The following is an 18,016-nucleotide window of genomic DNA, read 5'->3' as shown; positions in this document are numbered from 1 at the left end:
CGAGTTTCGCCCCGGTGCTACCAGGTGAGGTCGCGGTGACAGGCGCGTTGGATCTCGATGGGATCGACCTGGACGGTCGCGTGATCGAGACCGTGCCGTTCGAGGACCGCGCGCGCCGCGGTCAGCACGTCAGCGTTCGGCTGGTCACTGCCGAGATGCACAGTGGCCACGTCCATGCCGGTGGTCAGGGTCCACACGTGCAGGTCGTGGACGTCGTGCACCTGGGGCAGCGCCTCGAGTTCGGCGCGCACGGCCGCGACATCGACATGCGCGGGCGCCCGCTGCGACAGGATGCGCAGGGCGTCGAGCGCAAGGCGGATGGCCCGCGGCGCGACCCACAGGGCGATCAGCACGGCGACGACGATGTCGGCGTAGCCCCAACCCGTGGTCAGCGCGATGATGCCGGCGATCAGGACGCCGACGCTGCCGACCGCGTCGGCGAGCACCTCCATGTAGGCGCCGCGGACCGCGATGCTCTTCTCGGAGTCGCTGCGCAGCAACAGCATCACCACCAGATTGGCGGCGAGCCCGACGAGGGCCACGACGATCAGGGTGAGGCCGGGGACCTGTGGATCGGTCCCCAGGCGCTCGATCGCCTCGTACAGCACGAAGACCGCGACGCCGATGAGCAGGACGGCGTTCGCCACCGCGGTGAACACCTCGGCGCGGTGCCACCCGAAGGTCTTCTCCCCCTCGGAGCTGCCGTGTCGAGCCAGCAACAGCGCGACGAGTCCCATCGCCATGGCGAGGACGTCGGTGAGCATGTGGCCGGCGTCGGCGAGCAGTGCGAGCGAGTTCGCCAGGACACCGGCGACCACCTCGACCACGAAGAACGTGCCGATGATCGCCATGCCGACGACCATCGGCCAGAGGCGACGGTTGCCGACCGAATCCGCCGATGGCGCGTGGGAGTGACTGTGTCCGTGGCCCATGTCGTCAATATATGCGCATTCGCGCATATAAGACAACGGGCCTGGGAGAACTGTCTGGCATCGCACGCTCGGCGGGTTTGTTTCGGCACGCTCGGCGGTCAGCGGAGCGTGGCGATCGCGGATTCCCGCTTGAGACCGGCCACCATCAGCAGGTCGACGATGATCGACCGCACCTGCCCGAGGATCACCGTCTCCGACAGCCCGCTCCCGGCCACGAGTTCGGGTTTCGCCTTGCGCGCGATGCTCCGCAGCACCCGGGCGGCGTCGGCCCCGTCCGGCGACTCGCCGGGGTCGGCGAGCAGCATCCGGCGGAGGATTTCCAGCGCCGCGACCAGCTCGGCCACCACGTCGATGACGTCGGAGTGCATCTGCTCGCCGTGCTGGATCCCCGAGAGCGCCCGGCGAGCCATCACCCGGATGTTGCGGACCGCGTTGTCGATGGGGTCCGCGGTGGCCGCGAGCCGCGACAGCCGGTGCCGTGAGTTCCAGTACAGCGGCGAGATGTGGCTGATCTCTTTGCCGCCGCTCATGTCGGCGCGCATGGTGTCGATCGCTCCCTGCGTCCCACGGGCGCGACTCAGGGCACCGGAGATGACGTCGGCGTCCGACGACCGCAGCCCCTCGACCACGCCGTCGACCACGAGTCCCATCGTCGCGAGGACCGCGGCCGCGTCACGTCGTGCCCGCAGCACCGGGTGGGTCGGGATCAGGGCCACGATGAACACCCCGATGACGCCACCGATGAGGGCGTCGATCATGCGGTTGAACCCGGCCGCCCCACCGGGAGGCAGAAGGGTGGCGACGAGGACGGCCGAGCTCGCGGCCTGGATCGGTACGAGCGGGCCGCGGTCGAGGGAGACCGCGACGACCATCGCCAGCGCGACCACGACGCTGATCTGCCACCAGCCCGAGCCGATCCATCGGACCAGGAGGTCGCCGACCCCGATGCCGACCGTGACACCACCGACCATCTCGACCGCGCGGCGCCACCGCTGGCCCAGCGAGAGTCCGAGGGAGATGACGGCGGCGATCGGCGCGAAGAACGGGGTGGGGTGGCCGAACAGATGCGTGGCGATCGCCCAGGCGGCGCCGGCCGCAAGCGAGCACTGCGCGATGGGCAACAGCGACAGCCACACGCGACGGGTGCGCGTGCGGACGGCGGGTGGGAGCTGGTTGTGTCGTCGACGCAGAGACGCCAAGAGCGCCTGTAGCGGCGCGTTGTCGGACGCGCCGCCGGTACTCGGACCTCTAGGCGAGGCCGAGTTCCGCCGCTGCGGTCTCGTCACTGTCGTTCAGGAGATCGAGGCAACGGTGGTATTCGTCGTTCTCGCCGATGGACTGGGCCGCACGGGCGAGCACGGCGACGCATCGGAGGAAGCCGCGGTTGGGCTCGTGGCTCCACGGAACGGCGCCGAAGCCCTTCCATCCGTGGCGTCGCAGCTGGTCGAGGCCGCGGTGGTACCCGGTGCGGGCGTAGGCGTAGGCGGTGATGACCTCGCCGGAATCGAAGGCCGCCTCGGCCAGGTACGCCCACGCGATCGACGCGGTGGGGTGCGCGGCGGCGACGGTCTTCGCGTCGGTTCCGTTGAGCAGATCCGATTCGGCGTCGTCGTCACCGGTGAGCAGGGTGGGCTGTGGACCGAGAAGATCTCCGAAGGACGTCACCGCCCCATTGTGCACACCGACAGGTCCGGGCGGCGCCACCGGCAGCACGAACAGATGGTGCGACGGCCCATCGCACGTTCGATAGGGTGAGCGACTGCGGGCCGATGCTCTGCTCGCCGTGGGCTCGACGGAGCGGCGCGGCGACGGCCGGAGCCACCCAGCCACACGACGAAGGCGAGGACACGGATGTCGCATCCGGACGACACGGGCAACTCGGCGGTGGGCAAGGCGCTCTCGGCCATCCGACGTCTGAGGCGACCGACCACGGGCGCGACCGTCGAGCCGTCACCGGCCGCCGACCAGTCCGTCGCCCCCGCCCCGCGCGCGAACACCGAGGACGCATCCGCCGTGACGCCGTCCGAGCCGGCCGACATCCCGGGGACCACCGATCCCGAGGAGGACTCCGAGGCGGTCGCCGACGACGACCCGGCGGCGGACGAGCCCGAGGCCGAGACTTCGGCGGAATCGACCGAGGCTCCTGACGGCCAGGCGATCGAACCCGAGTCCGACGATGTCGACGAGGCGCAGGACGCGCCCGGCGCGGTGACCCCGGAGGTCGACCTCGACGACGACCCGGAGAACGCCGAGAACGAGATCCCGTCGGCGGAGACCGATGCCGCGGTCGTCGAGGAGCAGGCGGCCCCGCCCGTCGACATCGAACCGACCGAGGCCGAACTGGCCGCCGCTGAACTCGCCGACGCCGAGATCCCGGTCGACGAGCCTGCCGAGGACACGACCGAAGCGGGCCGGCCCGACGACGCCGTGGCACCGGTCGTCGAGGAGCCCGTTGTCGAAGACCCGGTCGTCGACGAGACGCCGGACGAGACCGAGCCGATCTCCGTGGTGAAAGCCCCCGCCGCCGAGCCCGAGGACACGACACCGCCGGTCGCGGCCGACCCAGACCCAGAGCCCACCGATCTGCCCACCGAGAAGATCGCCCCCGTGGCGGCCGCATCGGCGCCGTCCACCGCGGACGACGCCAACTGGCGGTCGGATTCGGTTGCACCGCAGTACATCCCGCCCGCAACCACGTCGACGAAGGCCGCAGCCGTCGGACGGTCTCGTCGCGTGGTGCTGTGGGTCGCGTCGATCGTGGTCATCGTGGTCGCCATCGCAGCCGTCGTCATCGCCCTCGTCGCCACCCGCGGAGAACCCGCCAAGCCCGACGCCGACCAGGCGGCCGACGCCGCGACCACCTATACGACCGCTCTGAGCAACGGCGACCTGTCCACCCTGCGCTCGATCACCTGCGGCGAGCGCAAGCAGTTCTACGACACCGTCAGCGACGAGGCGTTCCGCCAGCAGTTCGAGACGCAGAAGGCCAACAACGAGTTGGTCGATGTGCGTGGTGTGAAGGCGGCACGGGTCGACGGGTCCGACGCCGTCGTCGAGGTGACCGCGTTCAACACCGGTACACCGGAGAAGACCACCGACGTCGCCCTGCGTCTGCGCAAGGACGGCGACGACTGGAAGGTCTGCACCGCGGGCTGACCACCCGTACCGGACACGACCACACCGCACACGACGCGGCCCCCGATCGCATCGCGCGACGGGGGCCGTGTTCGTCTGGCGGGGAGGTCAGGCGCTGATGGACTTCCCGGCCGACTTGAGGTCGTTGCAGGCCTCGACGACGCGCTCGGTCATCCCGGCCTCGGCCTTCTTGAGGTAGCTGCGCGGGTCGTAGACCTTCTTGTTGCCCACGTCGCCGTCGATCTTGAGGACGCCGTCGTAGTTGGCGAGCATGTGGCCGGCCAGCGGGCGGGTGAAGGCGTACTGGGTGTCGGTGTCGACGTTCATCTTGATGACGCCGTAGCCCAGCGCCTCGTCGATCTCGCTCTTCAGCGAGCCCGATCCGCCGTGGAAGACGAAGTCGAAGGGCTTCTCGCCTGCGGATTCTCCGAGCTTCTTCTCGGCGACCTCCTGACCGAGCTTGAGCACCTCGGGCTTGAGCTTGACGTTGCCCGGCTTGTAGACGCCATGGACGTTGCCGAACGTCGCGGCCAGCAGGTACCGGCTGCCCGCATCGCCGGCTCCTAGGGCGTCGACGGTCTTCTCGAAGTCATCGGCGGTGGTGAACAGCTTGTCGTTGATCTCGTTCTCGACACCGTCCTCCTCGCCACCCACGACGCCGATCTCGATTTCCAGGATGATCTTGGCCGAGGCCGCCTTGGCCAGCAGGTCCTTGGCGATCTCGAGGTTCTCGTCGAGCGGGACCGCGCTGCCGTCCCACATGTGCGACTGGAACAGCGGGTTCTGACCGTTGTCGACACGCTCCTGCGAGATGGCGATCAGGGGGCGGACGTAGGTGTCGAGCTTGTCCTTCGGGCAGTGGTCGGTGTGCAGCGCGACGGTGACGTCATACTTCGCCGCGACCACGTGCGCGAACTCGGCGAGCGCGACTGCGCCGGTCACCATGTCCTTGATTCCGAGTCCGGAGCCGAACTCCGCGCCACCGGTGGAGAACTGGATGATGCCGTCACTGCCGGCGTCGGCGAAGCCCTTGAGGGCCGCGTTGATCGACTCGGACGAAGTGCAGTTGATCGCAGGGAACGCGTAGCCGCCCTTCTTGGCGCTGTCGAGCATCTTGGCGTACTGCTCGGGGGTGGCGATGGGCATCGGGTTGTCCTCCAACCGGGTAGGTCTGAATCAGTGCGCGAGTCGGTCCGCCGCCCGTCCGATCGTGGACTGTGGGCGCAGACGCTCGCGAACAGTATGGCAACTCACAACCGCCCGCGTCCCGCTCCGGTGCCGACGACCACCGCACGCACAGCGTTTCCTCAGGACCGACCCGCTATTGTCGGTCCCGTGAATTCCACCGTCCTGGCCGATGCCGCGAGCCACACGACCACCAACCTCGCGTTGCTCCCGGGCTTCCTCGACCCGATCACGCTGCTCGGATACTTCGGCACGTGGGCGCTGGTCGGTCTGCTGGCCGTCATCCTGATCGAGTCCGGCGTGCTGTTCCCCGTCCTGCCGGGTGACTCGCTGCTGTTCGTCGCCGGCCTGGTCGCCGCGGGTGAGTCCGCCGAGGTCAGCAAGTTCGCGTCGCTGTGGCAGCTACTCGTGTTCATCCCGATCGCCGCCATCATCGGTGGTCAGATCGGTTACTGGATCGGCCGGTACGCAGGGACCGCGATGTTCGCCGAGGGCAACCGCGTCCTCAAGAAGCGCTACATCGACGAGGCCCACGAGTTCTTCGAGAAGCGCGGCCCGATCACGATCTTCCTGGCGCGTTTCGTCCCGATCGTGCGCACCCTGGCCCCGATCGTGGCCGGCGCGGCCCGTATGAACGCGGCTCTGTTCACCGCCTACAACGTGCTCGGCGCCATCGTCTGGGGTTGTGGCATCACGCTGCTGGGCTACTGGCTCGGCCAGTTCGAGATCATCCAGAAGCTCATCGAGCCCATCTTCATCCTGATCGTGCTGATCTCGATCGTCCCGATCATCTGGGAGTACTACAAGCGCCGCAAGGCCGCAGGCCCGCCGCCCCCGGTCGAGGCCGACGCTTCCTGACCGTCCGCACCGGCACGGCTGTGACACCGTAGGCGGATGGTCGCCTGGGTCGAAGTCCTCGTGAAGATGGTCGACGCACCGTCGCTGCCGATCCAGGGAACGATCCGGCGCACCGGACCGGTGGAGCCCTAGGTGAGTTTCGGTGGCGACATCCCGCCGGTCTACGTCAACGGCGTCGACGACCTACAGGTGTGGCGCGACGGCCCGTGCGTCCGGGTCGACACCGCCGACGGCGCGCCGCTGGCGAGGACCGACGGCGAGCACTCGTGGCGGTGGGCCTTCGGCCACGAGCTCCCCCTGCTGGGCTCGATGCGCGAGCTGACCTACTACGGACTGGGGAGCGAGTTGCTCACCACCCGTCCCCCGTCGAGGTGGATCGGCGACGACTTCGCACAGCCCCTCGGACCGATCGAGGAGGTCGAGTTCCTCGGTCGTGCCTGCTGGTCGTTCGAACTGGCCCCTCCGGCGCACAAGCTGCATCCGATGCAGATGGTTGTCGATCAGCGCACCGGCGTGGTCCTCGACGAGCGCAACGACGGTTTCGGGATGGCGGTGAGCTTCGTCGAGTTCACCGCCGGCATCCCTGTCGACGGGACCGTCTTCACCTGGACCGGCGAGATCCACACACCCGAACCGTGGGAGGTACCCGATGTCCGGTCGCCCGCGGTACCGAGCCACGCGGAACGAAAACATCAGCAGCTCAACTGGTTTCACAGCAATGTCACCGAGCTCGACCTCGTGGTGTCGGTGCGCGTGGATCTCAGCCTGATCCACCTCGACGCCTTCGACGACAACGGGTCCTTCATCGCGCGTCTCGGGTGGGGTCCGGTGTCAGGCCTCCTCGCACGTCGTCGACGGTCGTCGTTGCCGTGGGAGGAGGAATGGCAGGACGACGCGCAGACGTGGTCGACGCCCGAGCACGACTGGGCTGTCGACCTCTACGGCCTCGTCCTCGACGACGCCGCACTCGCCGATCTCCAGCAGCGTCTGCACCCGGGTGTCGACGTCACCGGGGTCCCCCAGATCGACTCCTGACCGCGCACGGCGAGGGAGCTACCAGGCTGCGTCGAGATCGGCGTGCCGGCGAATCCACGCGTGCATGGCGATGCCCGCTGCCACGCCGGCGTTGATGCTGCGCGTCGAGCCGAACTGCGCGATCGACACCGTCAGATCCGCCCGCTCGCGCGCGTCCTCGCTGACGCCGGGCCCCTCCTGACCGAACAGCAGCACACACCCGCGGGGGAGGTCGGCGGTCTCGAGTCGTGTCGACCCGGGGGTGTTGTCGACGGCCACCACCGACAGCCCCGCACCGTGCGCCCAGGTCAGCAGTGCGTCGACGTCGGCGTGGTGCTCGACGTGCTGATAGCGGTCGGTGACCATGGCGCCCCGCCGATTCCAGCGTCGGCGTCCGACGATGTGCACCGCGGCGGCACCGAAGGCGTTGGCGGTCCGGACCACGGTGCCGATGTTGGCGTCGTGCGCGAAGTTCTCGATGGCGACGTGGAACGGGTGGCGCCGGGTATCGAGGTCGGCGACGATGGCCTCGCGCGTCCAGTACCGGTAGCGGTCGACGACATTGCGTCGATCGCCGTCGGCCAGCAGTTCCGGGTCGTAGTGGTCGTCGTCGGGAAGCGGTGTGCCACGCTCGATCTCCCACGGCCCCAGCCCGACCGGATCAGCGGGCGTCACCCATTCGGTCGGCCCTACCTCCGGCGAGTCCGACGTCACCGCGAGCTACGCGAGGCCGATGTCGGCCAGTCCCAGCAGCGATCGGTACGGCACGCCCTCGGCGGTGATGACGGCGTCGGCGCCGGTCGCGCGGTCGACCACGGTGGCGACGCCGACCACCTCGGCGCCGATCTCGCGGGCCGCGCGCACGGCGGTCAGCGGCGAATTGCCGGTGGTTGTGGTGTCCTCGACGATCAGCACACGCTTACCGACGATGTCGGGGCCCTCGATCTGGCGTTGCATCCCATGGGCTTTCGCCGCCTTGCGGACGACGAACGAGTCGATGTCGCGGCCGGACGCGTGCATGATCGAGGTCGCGACCGGATCGGCACCCAGCGTGAGTCCACCGACGGCGGCGTAGTCCCAGTCGGCGGTGAGCTCGCGCATGAGTGAGCCGATGAGAGCAGACGCCTCGTGATGCAGTGTGGCCCTGCGCAGGTCGACGTAGTAGTCGGCTTCCTTGCCGGACGAGAGTGTGACCTTGCCGTGCACCACGGCCAGTTCCGCCACGAGTTCGGCCAGACGTTCCCTGCTCACGCGATCGATCTCCTCGTTGCGGTGGTGACGAACTCAATCATCAAGGCGTGTGGGGCGTTCGGTCCTGCGGCGCACCGGCATCGGCTGCATCCGACGACCGGTGTCCGACGCCGCGGGCTTCGGCCCGGTGGTCGGCGGCTGTTGCTGCTGATGCGGGCCGGACGGGCGCGCCGACTGCGACGGACCGGACGGCGGACCCGACGGGCGCGACGGTGATCCCTCGGTCGACTGCGGACGCAGCTGATCACGCGAGATCGCCTCGGTCTTGGGTTCGTCGAGCCCCCGACGGCCGCGGCCGGTGGGAGACGACGGGTCACGCGGATCCGGCGTCCGCGAGGGGTCGAGCACGGGCGGCAGGACCCGGAGCAGATCGGTGAAACGGCGGACGGTCTCGAGCGCAGTGTCGAGGCGGACCGGGTCGTTGGTCAGCGGCATCGACGCCACCGCCCAGTGGCCCTCGTTCCACAGCACCTCGATGTAGTCGGGCGCGTTGCTCGCCAGCGCGACCATGCGGCGGTCGCAGACGCGGCGCGCGATGTCGAGGTGTGTGGAGAACATCACCCGGCGACCCATCGCGCCGAGCAGCTCGACGTCGTCCTCGGCGGGCGCGAGCACCTTCTCCTGGCGGACGTCGATCACCACGCTCGAGGCGCTGGAGCGACGGATCGCGACCACGGTGGCGACGTCGGTGAGGTCGAAGGCGATCGCTTCCTCGCCGTAGTACCGGCCGTAGGTCAGGTCAGAGATCTCGACGTGGTCGGCGAGGTCCATGGTGGCGCGGTGCAGCTCGGAGCGCATGTCACGCAGGCCGGTGGCGTCGTCACGCTCGGAGGCGGCGTAGCGGAAGCCGTGGCCGTCACCCCACACCGCTCGCTCGCGGCGCACCACTGCGGTTCGACGGCGGTCGAGCCACAACAAAAGGGCCGCGCCGATCAGTGCCAGCGCGGCGATCACGAAGTAGACGGCGGTCATCACGGAATACCTTATCCACTCGGGGGCGCGACGGCCCGGTAGCCCATGGTGATCATCGCTGGTTACCGGTCGTCGCCGGTGTCAGTTCCCCGGACTCGACGCCGTCACGCGTCCGTCCACCACGAGGTCGGCGACCATCTCGTCGCCCTTGATCAGCACGTGCACCACCACGATGTCCCCGATGCGCACCGTGGGCGACGACGAACTATGGGCCGACTCGAAATGGGTGTCGGGGGTGACGGTGATGGTGTGTCGTCGGCCGTCGCTCATGTGGATGCCGAGTTCGGTTCCGGTGAGCCGGTCGACCGTGCCGAGCAGCATCTTCGACCGTGTCACCGACAGGCCACCGTTCGGTGACACCGTCGACGGCGCGGGCGCGGCGCCCACGGTGGAGGGCATCGCGGTGGGCGCATTGCTGGGGGCGATGTACTTCAGCGCCGCGGCGGACGTCGACTCCTGGTCGTTCTCGTCACCGCGTTCGGCACCGAGGTGCACGCAGTACGCGAGGCCCAGACCTGCGACGACGAGGCCGGCCATGCAGAGCAGAGTGGTTGCGGTACCCGACCGCATGCCGTCGCGGCCCTCCCTGCGGAACCGTGGTCGGTTCATCGCTGCACCGACCTCCTCCGTGGTTCTCGACCGCTCGATGCCCGAACGTGTTCCCGAGGCTAAGAGCAGAGCCTGAGAACGGACTGTGAATGTCGCACCACCCGGCCTGAGAACGCCGTGTTGGGCCGTCGTCGTCGCGCGTTGGGCCGCAGTTTCTCCGCGTTGGGCCGTTGTCGTCGCGCGTTGGGCCCTCGTTCCCCCGTGTTGGGCCCTCGTTGCCGTCGGGCTGGGCCCCCTAGTGGACGTATCCGCGGGACTTGTCGACCTGGTTCTCGAACTCGTCGCCCGCGACATATCCGCGCAGACGGTCCAGGAACCGGTCGGCCAGCTCGTCGCGCCACCCGACGACGTCACCGCTCATGTGCGGCGAGATGGCCACCTGCGGCATGGCCCACAGCGGACTCGACTCCGGCAGCGGCTCGGTCTCGACGACGTCGAGCGACGCGGCGGCGATCGTCCCGGAGCGCAGCGCCTCGATCAGGTCGTCCTCGACCACGAGCTGGCCACGCCCGACATTGATCAGGTGGGCGGTCGGCTTCATCGCCTGCAGCACGCGCGCGTCGACGAGGCCCGACGTCTGTTCGGTCAGTGGCGCGATCATGACGACGTTGTCGAAGCCGCCGACGTGCTCGACGAGGTCGTCGGTGGCGATGACGTCGCCGAAGTCGGGATCACCCGAGCGCGCGGTGCGTCCGGCGCCGGTGACCTCGAGGCCTGCCGCACGCAGCAGACGGGCCACAGCGCGTCCGATGCCGCCGGTCCCGACCACCAGCGCGGTCGAGCCGGTGGTGCGGCGCGTCTCCCGCCACTCCCACTGCTTGTCGTTCTGGAAGGCGCGCGACTCGTGCAGGCGTTTGTCCCACGCGAGGATCGATCCGAGAACGAACTCGGCGATGGGGCCGTCGAACACCCCGCGGGCGTTGGTGACGGTCACGTCCGACTCGCGCAGACCGTCGAACATGATCGCGTCGACGCCGGCCGCGCAGACATGGATCCAGGCCAACGCGTCGGCGCTGTCGAAGTGATCGCGCAACGAGGCCGAGAAGTAGTCCCAGAACATGAGGATCTCGGTGCCCGGCAGCGCGTCGGCCAGCTCGTCGGCGGTCACCATCCTGACCCGGGCCAGCTCCTCGATCTCGGCCAGGTTGTGCGGCGGATCGAGGTCGTCGCGGGTGAGGACGGTCAGGCGCAGGGTCGGTTCGGAAGTCACGATGTCACGGTAGAGAACGCGGCAATCATCGCGACACGGCGGTGAACATACCCATGCGTATGTACGTTCGGGGGATGGCTCTCCCCACTCCCTCCCCGACCGCCACCGCACTCGTCACCGGCGCCTCGTCGGGCATCGGCGCGGACATCGCCCGTGAGCTCGTGCGACGCGGGCACGGGGTGACACTCGTCGCCCGACGTGAGGACCGCCTGCGCGCGCTCGCCGACGAACTGTCCGGCTCGGTGCGCATCGAGGTGGTGGCGTGCGACATGGCCGACGCATCCGCCCGGGCGACGCTCCTCGACACCATCGCCGAACGTGGGCTGACCCTCGACATCCTCGTCAACAACGCCGGTGTCGGGACCATCGGATCGGTCGCGACGAGCACCGTGGACGCCGAGCTGTCGATGGTGCGCGTCAACGTCGAGGCGGTGATCGACCTGTGCACCCGCGCCGTCGCCCAGATGGTGCCCCGCGGGCGAGGTGCGATTCTCAACGTCGGCTCGACCGCGGCCTACAACCCGTTTCCCGGTCAGGCCGGGTACGCGGCATCGAAGGCGTTCGTCGTCACGTACAGCGAGGCGTTGCGGGCGGAACTCCACGGCTCCGGGGTGACGGTGGCGACGTTGTGCCCCGGTCCGGTGCGTACCGAGTTCCTCCAGACGGCCGGTATGGACGAGGGGACGTTCGCCGAGGCGTTCCCGGAGTTCATGTGGGTTCCGGCCCGCGAGGTCGCCGATCTCGGAGTCGACGCGATCGCCGAGGACCACGGCACCGTCGTGCCCGGCCTTCCCAATCGGATCGCCGCGACAGCGTTTCGTCACCTACCGCGACGCCTCCTCCTGCCCGTGCTCGCCAAGGCGCACCCGGCGCTGAAACAGGAGCGCTCACGGCGCTGAGCCGAGGCCCGCACGGGCCGATAGTCCAATTGTTGACAATCAGACCATCCCCCGTCACCGTGTACCCATGACCTCGACGCTGACCTCGGATGTGAACGCCTCTGCGACCGGTGGGACCACTCCGGCCCCGACCGGAAACCGCGCCACCTTGAGTCCCGGGCTCAAGCAGGCGACCCCCGTCGTGGTCGATCACGCGACCGGCTCGTGGATCCACGGCACCGACGGCAAGTCCTACCTCGACTTCACCACCGGAATCGGCGTGACCAGCACCGGACACTGCCACCCGCGCGTGGTCGCGGCCGCGCAGGAGCAGTGCGGGAAGATCATCCACGCGCAGTACACGACGGTCATGCACCAGCCGCTGCTCGAACTGACCGAGAAGCTGGGCGAGGTGCTGCCCACCGGGCTCGACTCGATCTTCTACGCCAACTCCGGCTCGGAGGCCGTCGAGGCGTCGATCCGCCTGGCCCGCATGGCCACCGGTCGCCCCAACATCGTGGTGTTCCAGGGCGGGTTCCACGGCCGGACCGTCGCCGCGGCCAGCCTCACCACCGCGGGCACCCGCTTCTCGGCCGGCTTCTCCCCGCTGATGAGCGGCGTGCACATGGCCCCGTTCCCGTACGCCTACCGGTACGGCTTCGACGAGGACACCGCGGTGGAGTTCGCCCTGCGTGAGCTCGACTACCTCTTCGCCTCTCGCGTGGCCCCCAACGACACCGCCGCGATGCTCATCGAGCCCGTCCTCGGCGACGGCGGCTACCTGCCCGCTCCCCCGGCGTTCCTCGCCGGCCTGCGCGAGCGCGCCGACAAGCACGGGATCATCCTGATCGCCGATGAGGTGCAGGCCGGGTTCGGCCGCACCGGCAAGTTCTGGAGCCACCAGCACACCGTCGGCCTCGTCCCCGACATCATCATCACCGCAAAGGGTCTCGCGTCCGGCTTCCCCATCTCGGCGATCGCCGCGCCCACCGAGCTGATGGCCAAGGCGTGGCCCGGCTCGCAGGGCGGCACGTACGGCGGCAACGCGGTCGCGGCCGCCGCGGGTGTCGCCACCCTCGCGGTCATCCACGAGGAGAACCTCGTCGAGAACGCCCGCCTGCGCGGCGAGCAGATGCTGGCCGGCCTGCAGAAGATCGCGGCGAAGTTCCCGCAGATCGGTGACGTCCGTGGCCTCGGACTGATGGCCGGCATCGAGTTCATCGACCCCACCGCCACCTCGTCCGCCCCGGTGGCCGACGCCGCGTCGGCCGCCAAGGTCCAGCAGGCGTGCATCGGCGAGGGTCTGCTCACGCTCACCTGCGGACCGCTGGCCAACGTGATCCGATTGATCCCCGCGCTCGTCGTCACCGAGGACGAGATGACCACGGGGCTATCGCGTTTCGACGCCGCCCTGTCCTCCGTGCTCGGCTGACGCCTCCGACGATGTCGAATGCACCCGCCGGCGAACTGACCTCCGTCGACGACCGGTCCCGCGTCGGGTCCGACCTCAGGGCCCTGGGCCTCGACGCCGACGACTCGTCCCGTCGGCGTGCCGAGTACTCCTACGACGCGTCGAACTACCGCCTGTCACCGCTGTGCGTGGTCTTCCCGCACGACGATGTCGAGGTGGCCGCGACCGTGGCGCACTGCCACTCCGTCGGCATCCCCGTCATCCCGCGCGGCGGCGGAACGGGCATGGGCGGCAACGCCATCGGAGAAGGCGTGGTCATCGACCTGTCCCGCCACATGACCCGTGTCGTGACCGTCGACGCCGAGCATCGCACCGCTTTGGCGCAGGCCGGGGTCGTGCTGACCGAGCTGCAGAAGGCCGTCCGCACCGACACCGACGGGGCGTTGACGTTCGCGCCGGACCCGTCGAGCCAGTCCCGTGCGACGCTCGGCGGCGCCATCGGCAACGATGCCTGCGGCAACCACTCGGTGCGCTACGGGCGCACCACCGATCACGTCGTCGAGACCAATCTGGTGACCGCGGACGGATTGCGCGTCACCGCGACCCGCACCGGGCTGCGCGCCACCGACCCCACCGACCCGGCGGCGGTCCGGCGTGCCGAGGAGATCGCCTCTGCCCTCGGTGATCTCGTCAGTGCCAATCTCGCCCCGCTGCGCACCGAACTCGAACGCATCCCCCGGCAGGTGTCCGGATATCACCTCGCGCATCTATTGCCCGAGCGCGGTTTCGACGTCGCCCGAGCACTCGTCGGGAGCGAGGGGACCTGCGCTCTCGTCGTGTCCGCCGTGGTCGGTCTGGTGCCGGTGGCCCAGCACCCACAGCTGCTGTGCCTCGGCTACCGCGACGTCGTCGACGCGGCGCGTGACGTCCCGGTCATGCTCAGCTTCTCCCCGTCGGCCATCGAGGGCATCGACGAGCGGATCGTCGCCACCATGCGCGCCCGCCGCGGACGCTCCTCGGTCGAGGGCCTGCCGGACGGACACGCCTGGATCTACGTCGAACTCGACGAGTTCAGCGCGGACGACGTGCCCGCCGCGATCTCCGATCTCCTCGAGAAGTTGCGCGCCGAGGGTCGACTCGTCGACGCTCGCACCGTCACCGACCCCACGCAGCGCTCGATGCTGTGGCGCGTCCGCGAGGACGGCGCCGGGTTGTCCTCGCGACTGGTCGATCTCGACGATCCCGATGCGGGCAGCGGCTACGAGTCGTGGCCCGGCTGGGAGGATTCCGCCGTCGCGCCGGAGAACCTCCCCGAATATCTCGAGGGGTTCACCGAGCTCCTCGCGCAGCACGGTCTGACCGGTGTCATGTACGGGCACTTCGGTGCCGGCTGCATGCACGTCCGGATCACGTTCGATCAGCGCAGCGAGTCCGGCCGCGCGACGATGCTCGCCTTCTGTCGGGACGCGGCGCATCTCGTGGTGGCCCATGGCGGTTCGCTGTCGGGTGAGCACGGTGACGGTCGGGCCCGATCGGAGCTCCTGCCGATCATGTACTCGCCGCAGATGATGGGGCTGTTCGGTGCGTTCAAACGGATCTGGGATCCGACTGCACTGCTCAACCCCGGCAGCATCGTCGAGCCCGACGCCATCGGCGACAACCTCGCGTTGGCCGACATCCCCAGCCGAACCTGGTCGACCGCTTTCGATCTCGGTATCCCGGGTCCCGGCGCCGACCACGGACACAGCAGTGGAGCCGATCACCCGCACGCCAAGAACGGCCTCGACCCGTTCGTGCACGCCACCCAGGCGTGTATCGGGGTCGGGCGCTGTCGCTCGCACTCCGGCGGGGTGATGTGTCCGAGCTACCGCGCGACCAAGGACGAGAAGGACTCCACCCGCGGACGCTCGCGGGTGCTGCAGGAGATGATCCGCAACGCTCCCGACGTCGAGAGCGGTTGGCGCTCGGAGGATGTCCGCGAGGCGATGGACCTGTGCCTGTCGTGCAAGGCGTGTTCCACCGACTGCCCCACCGGCGTCGACATGGCCACCTACCGTTCGGAGTTCCTGCACCACCACTACCGTCGGCGCGTACGGCCGATGTCGCACTACGCCCTCGGCTGGATGCCGGCCTGGCTACGCCCCGCCACCACGATGGCGCCGATGATCAACGCCGTGCTGGCCACCAAGCTCTCCGGTGCGGCCGCGCGGCTGGCCGGCCTCGACGCGCGCCGGGCGATGCCGCAGTTCTCGCGACGCAAGGAGGTCCGCAATCACCTGCGCGGCCTCACGAAGGACACCGACGCCGGCACCGTGCTGTTCCTCGACTCGTTCACCAAGGCGTTCCGACCCGAGGTCGGGGCCGCCGCAGCGCGGGTTCTCGCAAACCACTCGAGTCCCGGTTCGACCACGAGCCCTGGATCCGCGTCGACGGGAGTGAGCTGCGAGAAGGACAACTGCTGCGCGCTCACATGGATCTCCACCGGGCAACTCGACCACGCCCGCAAGGTGCTGACCAAGACCGCCGAGGCCCTCGACGACGGTACCGACCGACCGATCGTCGTCCCGGAACCGAGTTGCGCCGCGGCGCTGTACAAGGACATGCCCGAGTTGGTGCACACCGACGCCGCACGCCGGGTGGCAAAGCGGGTGCGCAGTTTCGCCGCCCACGTCGGCGAGATGCTCGACGACGGGTGGCAGCCACCCACCATGCCCGACGCCGTGACGGTGCAGACCCACTGCCACGAGTACGCCGTGTTCGGCCCGGCCACCCAGGCGTCGGTGCTGCGCCGACTCGGCGTCTCGACGGTCACCACCGCCGACGGATGCTGCGGTGTCGCAGGAAACTTCGGCTTCGAACGCGGTCACTACGAGGTCAGCATGGCCGTGGGCGAACAGGCCCTCGCGCCCGCTCTGCGCGCACGGGTCGACGACGAGCCGGTGCTGACCGACGGGTTCAGTTGCGCCATGGCCGTGCAACAGCTCGTCGCCGTCGATGACCGGATCCGCCCCGTGACCGGCACCCACCTGGCACAGTTGCTCGATCCGCACCCCAGCGGCGAATCCGCCGCACGACCACGAGGAGACCACGCATGACGAACCGTGCTGCCGAACTGATCGGCAAGCTCAACACCGGACTGTTCATCGGGGGCGCATGGTCGTCCGCCGAGTCCGGTTCGACGTTCGTCGTGGAGAACCCGGCCACCGGCGAGCAGATCGCCACCGTCGCCGACGGTGGCGCGGTCGACGCGCAGCGCGCCATCGAGACCGCCGCCGCGACCCAGAAGTCGTGGGCCGCGACCTCTCCCCGCTCACGCAGCGAGATCCTCTACCGCGCGCACAAGCTCATCCTCGAGCGCGCCGACGACCTCGCCCTGATCATGACGACCGAGATGGGCAAGCCACTCGCCGAGGCGAAGGGCGAGGTGACCTACGGCGCCGAGTTCTTCCGCTGGTTCGCCGAGGAGGCCGTCCGCATCAACGGCGACCACACCACCACCGGTGACGGCGCCAACCGCATCCTCGTCACCAAGGAGCCGGTCGGTCCGTGTGTCCTGATCACCCCGTGGAACTTCCCGCTGGCCATGGGGACCCGCAAGATCGGGCCCGCGGTGGCCGCAGGCTGCACGATGGTGTTCAAACCCGCCGAGCTCACCCCGCTGACCGCACTCGCGCTGGCCGACATCCTCACCGAGGCCGGTCTGCCCAAAGGCGTCCTCAACATCGTCACCACCAACAACCCGGGCCCGGTCGTCACCACCTGGATGGACAGCGGACTCGCGCGCAAGGTCAGCTTCACCGGCTCCACCCAGGTGGGCAAGCTGTTGCTGGAGCAGGCATCTCGCACCGTGATGCGCACGTCGATGGAACTGGGCGGCAACGCCCCGTTCATCGTCTGCGCCGATGCCGACATCGACAAGGCCGTCGAGGGCGCCATGGTGGCCAAGATGCGCAACATGGGCGAGGCGTGCACCGCCGCCAACCGCCTGTTCGTGCACCGGTCGGTCGCGCATCAGTTCGCCGAGAAGCTCAGTGCGCGGATGGGTGCGCTCGTGGTCGGTGACGGCGCGCAGGACGGCACCCAGGTGGGTCCGCTGGTGGAGTCGAAGGCGCTGGACAAGGTGCGCGACCTGGTGGCCGACGCCGTCGGACGCGGGGCGACCATCATGTGCGGCGGCATCGCCCCCGACACCGCGGGCCACTTCTACCCGCCCACCGTCCTCGCCGACGTGAGCCCGGAGTCGGACCTCATGTCGACCGAGATCTTCGGGCCCGTCGCGCCGGTCATCCCCTTCGAGGACGAGGACGAGATGATCGCGATGGCCAACGACACCCAGTGGGGTCTCGTCGGATACCTGTTCACCCAGGACATCGACCGTGCGCTGCGGCTCTCCTCGGCGCTCGAGGTCGGGATGGTCGGACTGAACACCGGGTTGGTGTCGAACCCGGCCGCGCCGTTCGGCGGGGTCAAGGAGTCCGGCCTCGGCCGCGAGGGCGGTCGGATCGGCATCGACGAGTTCCTCGAGGTCAAATACCTCGCCATTCCGCGTACCTGACCGGTT

At 69.2% G+C, this 18,016-nt stretch carries 16 protein-coding genes; 7 read left to right on the top strand and 9 right to left on the bottom strand.

Going from position 1 to position 18,016, the window contains the following annotated elements; translation table 11 throughout:
- Positions 1 to 17 precede the first annotated feature (17 nt).
- The 3 genes from LX13_RS12195 to LX13_RS12185 form a co-directional block, all read right to left on the bottom strand.
- Positions 18 to 932, bottom strand: coding sequence for a cation diffusion facilitator family transporter (locus LX13_RS12195; protein WP_253661573.1), 915 nt, complete (start codon positions 930 to 932; stop codon positions 18 to 20).
- 98 nt (positions 933 to 1,030) lie between these two features.
- Positions 1,031 to 2,131, bottom strand: coding sequence for an FUSC family protein (locus tag LX13_RS12190; RefSeq protein WP_253661572.1), 1,101 nt, complete (start codon positions 2,129 to 2,131; stop codon positions 1,031 to 1,033).
- A gap of 49 nt (positions 2,132 to 2,180) precedes the next feature.
- The gene (locus LX13_RS12185) at positions 2,181 to 2,597 is read right to left on the bottom strand and encodes a DUF3151 domain-containing protein (protein WP_188490312.1); all 417 of its coding nucleotides are present in this window, start codon (positions 2,595 to 2,597) and stop codon (positions 2,181 to 2,183) included.
- A gap of 186 nt (positions 2,598 to 2,783) precedes the next feature.
- Between LX13_RS12185 and LX13_RS12180 the strand changes: the two genes are divergently transcribed.
- A complete protein-coding gene (locus tag LX13_RS12180) occupies positions 2,784 to 4,088 on the top strand; it encodes an Rv0361 family membrane protein (protein WP_253661571.1) in 1,305 nt (434 codons plus the stop codon).
- An 87-nt stretch (positions 4,089 to 4,175) separates the two neighbouring features.
- On the opposite strand, the gene fbaA is transcribed toward LX13_RS12180, so the two are convergent.
- On the bottom strand, positions 4,176 to 5,213 hold the full coding sequence (gene fbaA / locus LX13_RS12175; protein ID WP_253661570.1) for a class II fructose-bisphosphate aldolase: 1,038 nt from the start codon (positions 5,211 to 5,213) through the stop codon (positions 4,176 to 4,178).
- Positions 5,214 to 5,402: 189 nt separating this feature from the next.
- On the opposite strand from fbaA, the gene LX13_RS12170 reads away from it, so the two are divergent.
- Together LX13_RS12170 and LX13_RS12165 are read left to right on the top strand one after the other, a co-directional pair.
- Complete coding sequence (locus LX13_RS12170; RefSeq protein WP_253661569.1) at positions 5,403 to 6,110, top strand: DedA family protein; 708 nt, start codon at positions 5,403 to 5,405, stop codon at positions 6,108 to 6,110.
- Positions 6,111 to 6,242: 132 nt separating this feature from the next.
- Positions 6,243 to 7,145: a hypothetical protein gene (locus tag LX13_RS12165; protein ID WP_253661568.1), complete on the top strand. Its 903-nt coding sequence runs from the start codon at positions 6,243 to 6,245 to the stop codon at positions 7,143 to 7,145.
- 18 nt (positions 7,146 to 7,163) lie between these two features.
- On the opposite strand, the gene LX13_RS12160 is transcribed toward LX13_RS12165, so the two are convergent.
- From LX13_RS12160 to LX13_RS12140, 5 genes are all read right to left on the bottom strand, one after another.
- Positions 7,164 to 7,838, bottom strand: coding sequence for a TrmH family RNA methyltransferase (locus LX13_RS12160; protein WP_253661567.1), 675 nt, complete (start codon positions 7,836 to 7,838; stop codon positions 7,164 to 7,166).
- Positions 7,839 to 7,844: 6 nt separating this feature from the next.
- Entirely contained in the window at positions 7,845 to 8,384 is a 540-nt protein-coding gene (pyrE, locus tag LX13_RS12155) for an orotate phosphoribosyltransferase (RefSeq protein WP_253661833.1), read from the bottom strand.
- Between the two features lie 24 nt (positions 8,385 to 8,408).
- Entirely contained in the window at positions 8,409 to 9,347 is a 939-nt protein-coding gene (locus LX13_RS12150; RefSeq protein WP_253661566.1) for a TtfA family protein, read from the bottom strand.
- Positions 9,348 to 9,428: 81 nt separating this feature from the next.
- Positions 9,429 to 9,956, bottom strand: a complete 528-nt coding sequence (locus tag LX13_RS12145; protein WP_253661565.1) for a hypothetical protein — start codon at positions 9,954 to 9,956, stop codon at positions 9,429 to 9,431.
- 235 nt (positions 9,957 to 10,191) lie between these two features.
- Positions 10,192 to 11,169, bottom strand: coding sequence for a D-2-hydroxyacid dehydrogenase (locus LX13_RS12140; RefSeq protein WP_372499905.1), 978 nt, complete (start codon positions 11,167 to 11,169; stop codon positions 10,192 to 10,194).
- A 71-nt stretch (positions 11,170 to 11,240) separates the two neighbouring features.
- Here LX13_RS12140 and LX13_RS12135 point away from each other — a divergent pair, with 71 nt between their 5' ends.
- The 4 genes from LX13_RS12135 (at position 11,241) to LX13_RS12120 (ending at position 18,010) form a co-directional block, all read left to right on the top strand.
- Positions 11,241 to 12,065, top strand: a complete 825-nt coding sequence (locus LX13_RS12135; protein WP_253661563.1) for an SDR family NAD(P)-dependent oxidoreductase — start codon at positions 11,241 to 11,243, stop codon at positions 12,063 to 12,065.
- Between the two features lie 67 nt (positions 12,066 to 12,132).
- Positions 12,133 to 13,476: an aspartate aminotransferase family protein gene (locus LX13_RS12130; RefSeq protein ID WP_253661562.1), complete on the top strand. Its 1,344-nt coding sequence runs from the start codon at positions 12,133 to 12,135 to the stop codon at positions 13,474 to 13,476.
- 11 nt (positions 13,477 to 13,487) lie between these two features.
- A complete protein-coding gene (locus LX13_RS12125) occupies positions 13,488 to 16,550 on the top strand; it encodes an FAD-binding and (Fe-S)-binding domain-containing protein (RefSeq protein ID WP_253661561.1) in 3,063 nt (1,020 codons plus the stop codon).
- Positions 16,547 to 18,010: an NAD-dependent succinate-semialdehyde dehydrogenase gene (locus LX13_RS12120; protein WP_253661560.1), complete on the top strand. Its 1,464-nt coding sequence runs from the start codon at positions 16,547 to 16,549 to the stop codon at positions 18,008 to 18,010. The genes LX13_RS12125 and LX13_RS12120 overlap by 4 nt, the downstream gene beginning before the upstream one ends.
- Positions 18,011 to 18,016 lie beyond the last annotated feature (6 nt).

The organism is Williamsia maris, from assembly GCF_024171815.1.
Taxonomy (GTDB): domain Bacteria; phylum Actinomycetota; class Actinomycetes; order Mycobacteriales; family Mycobacteriaceae; genus Williamsia_A; species Williamsia_A maris.
This window is presented reverse-complemented; position numbering and strand designations above follow the sequence as displayed.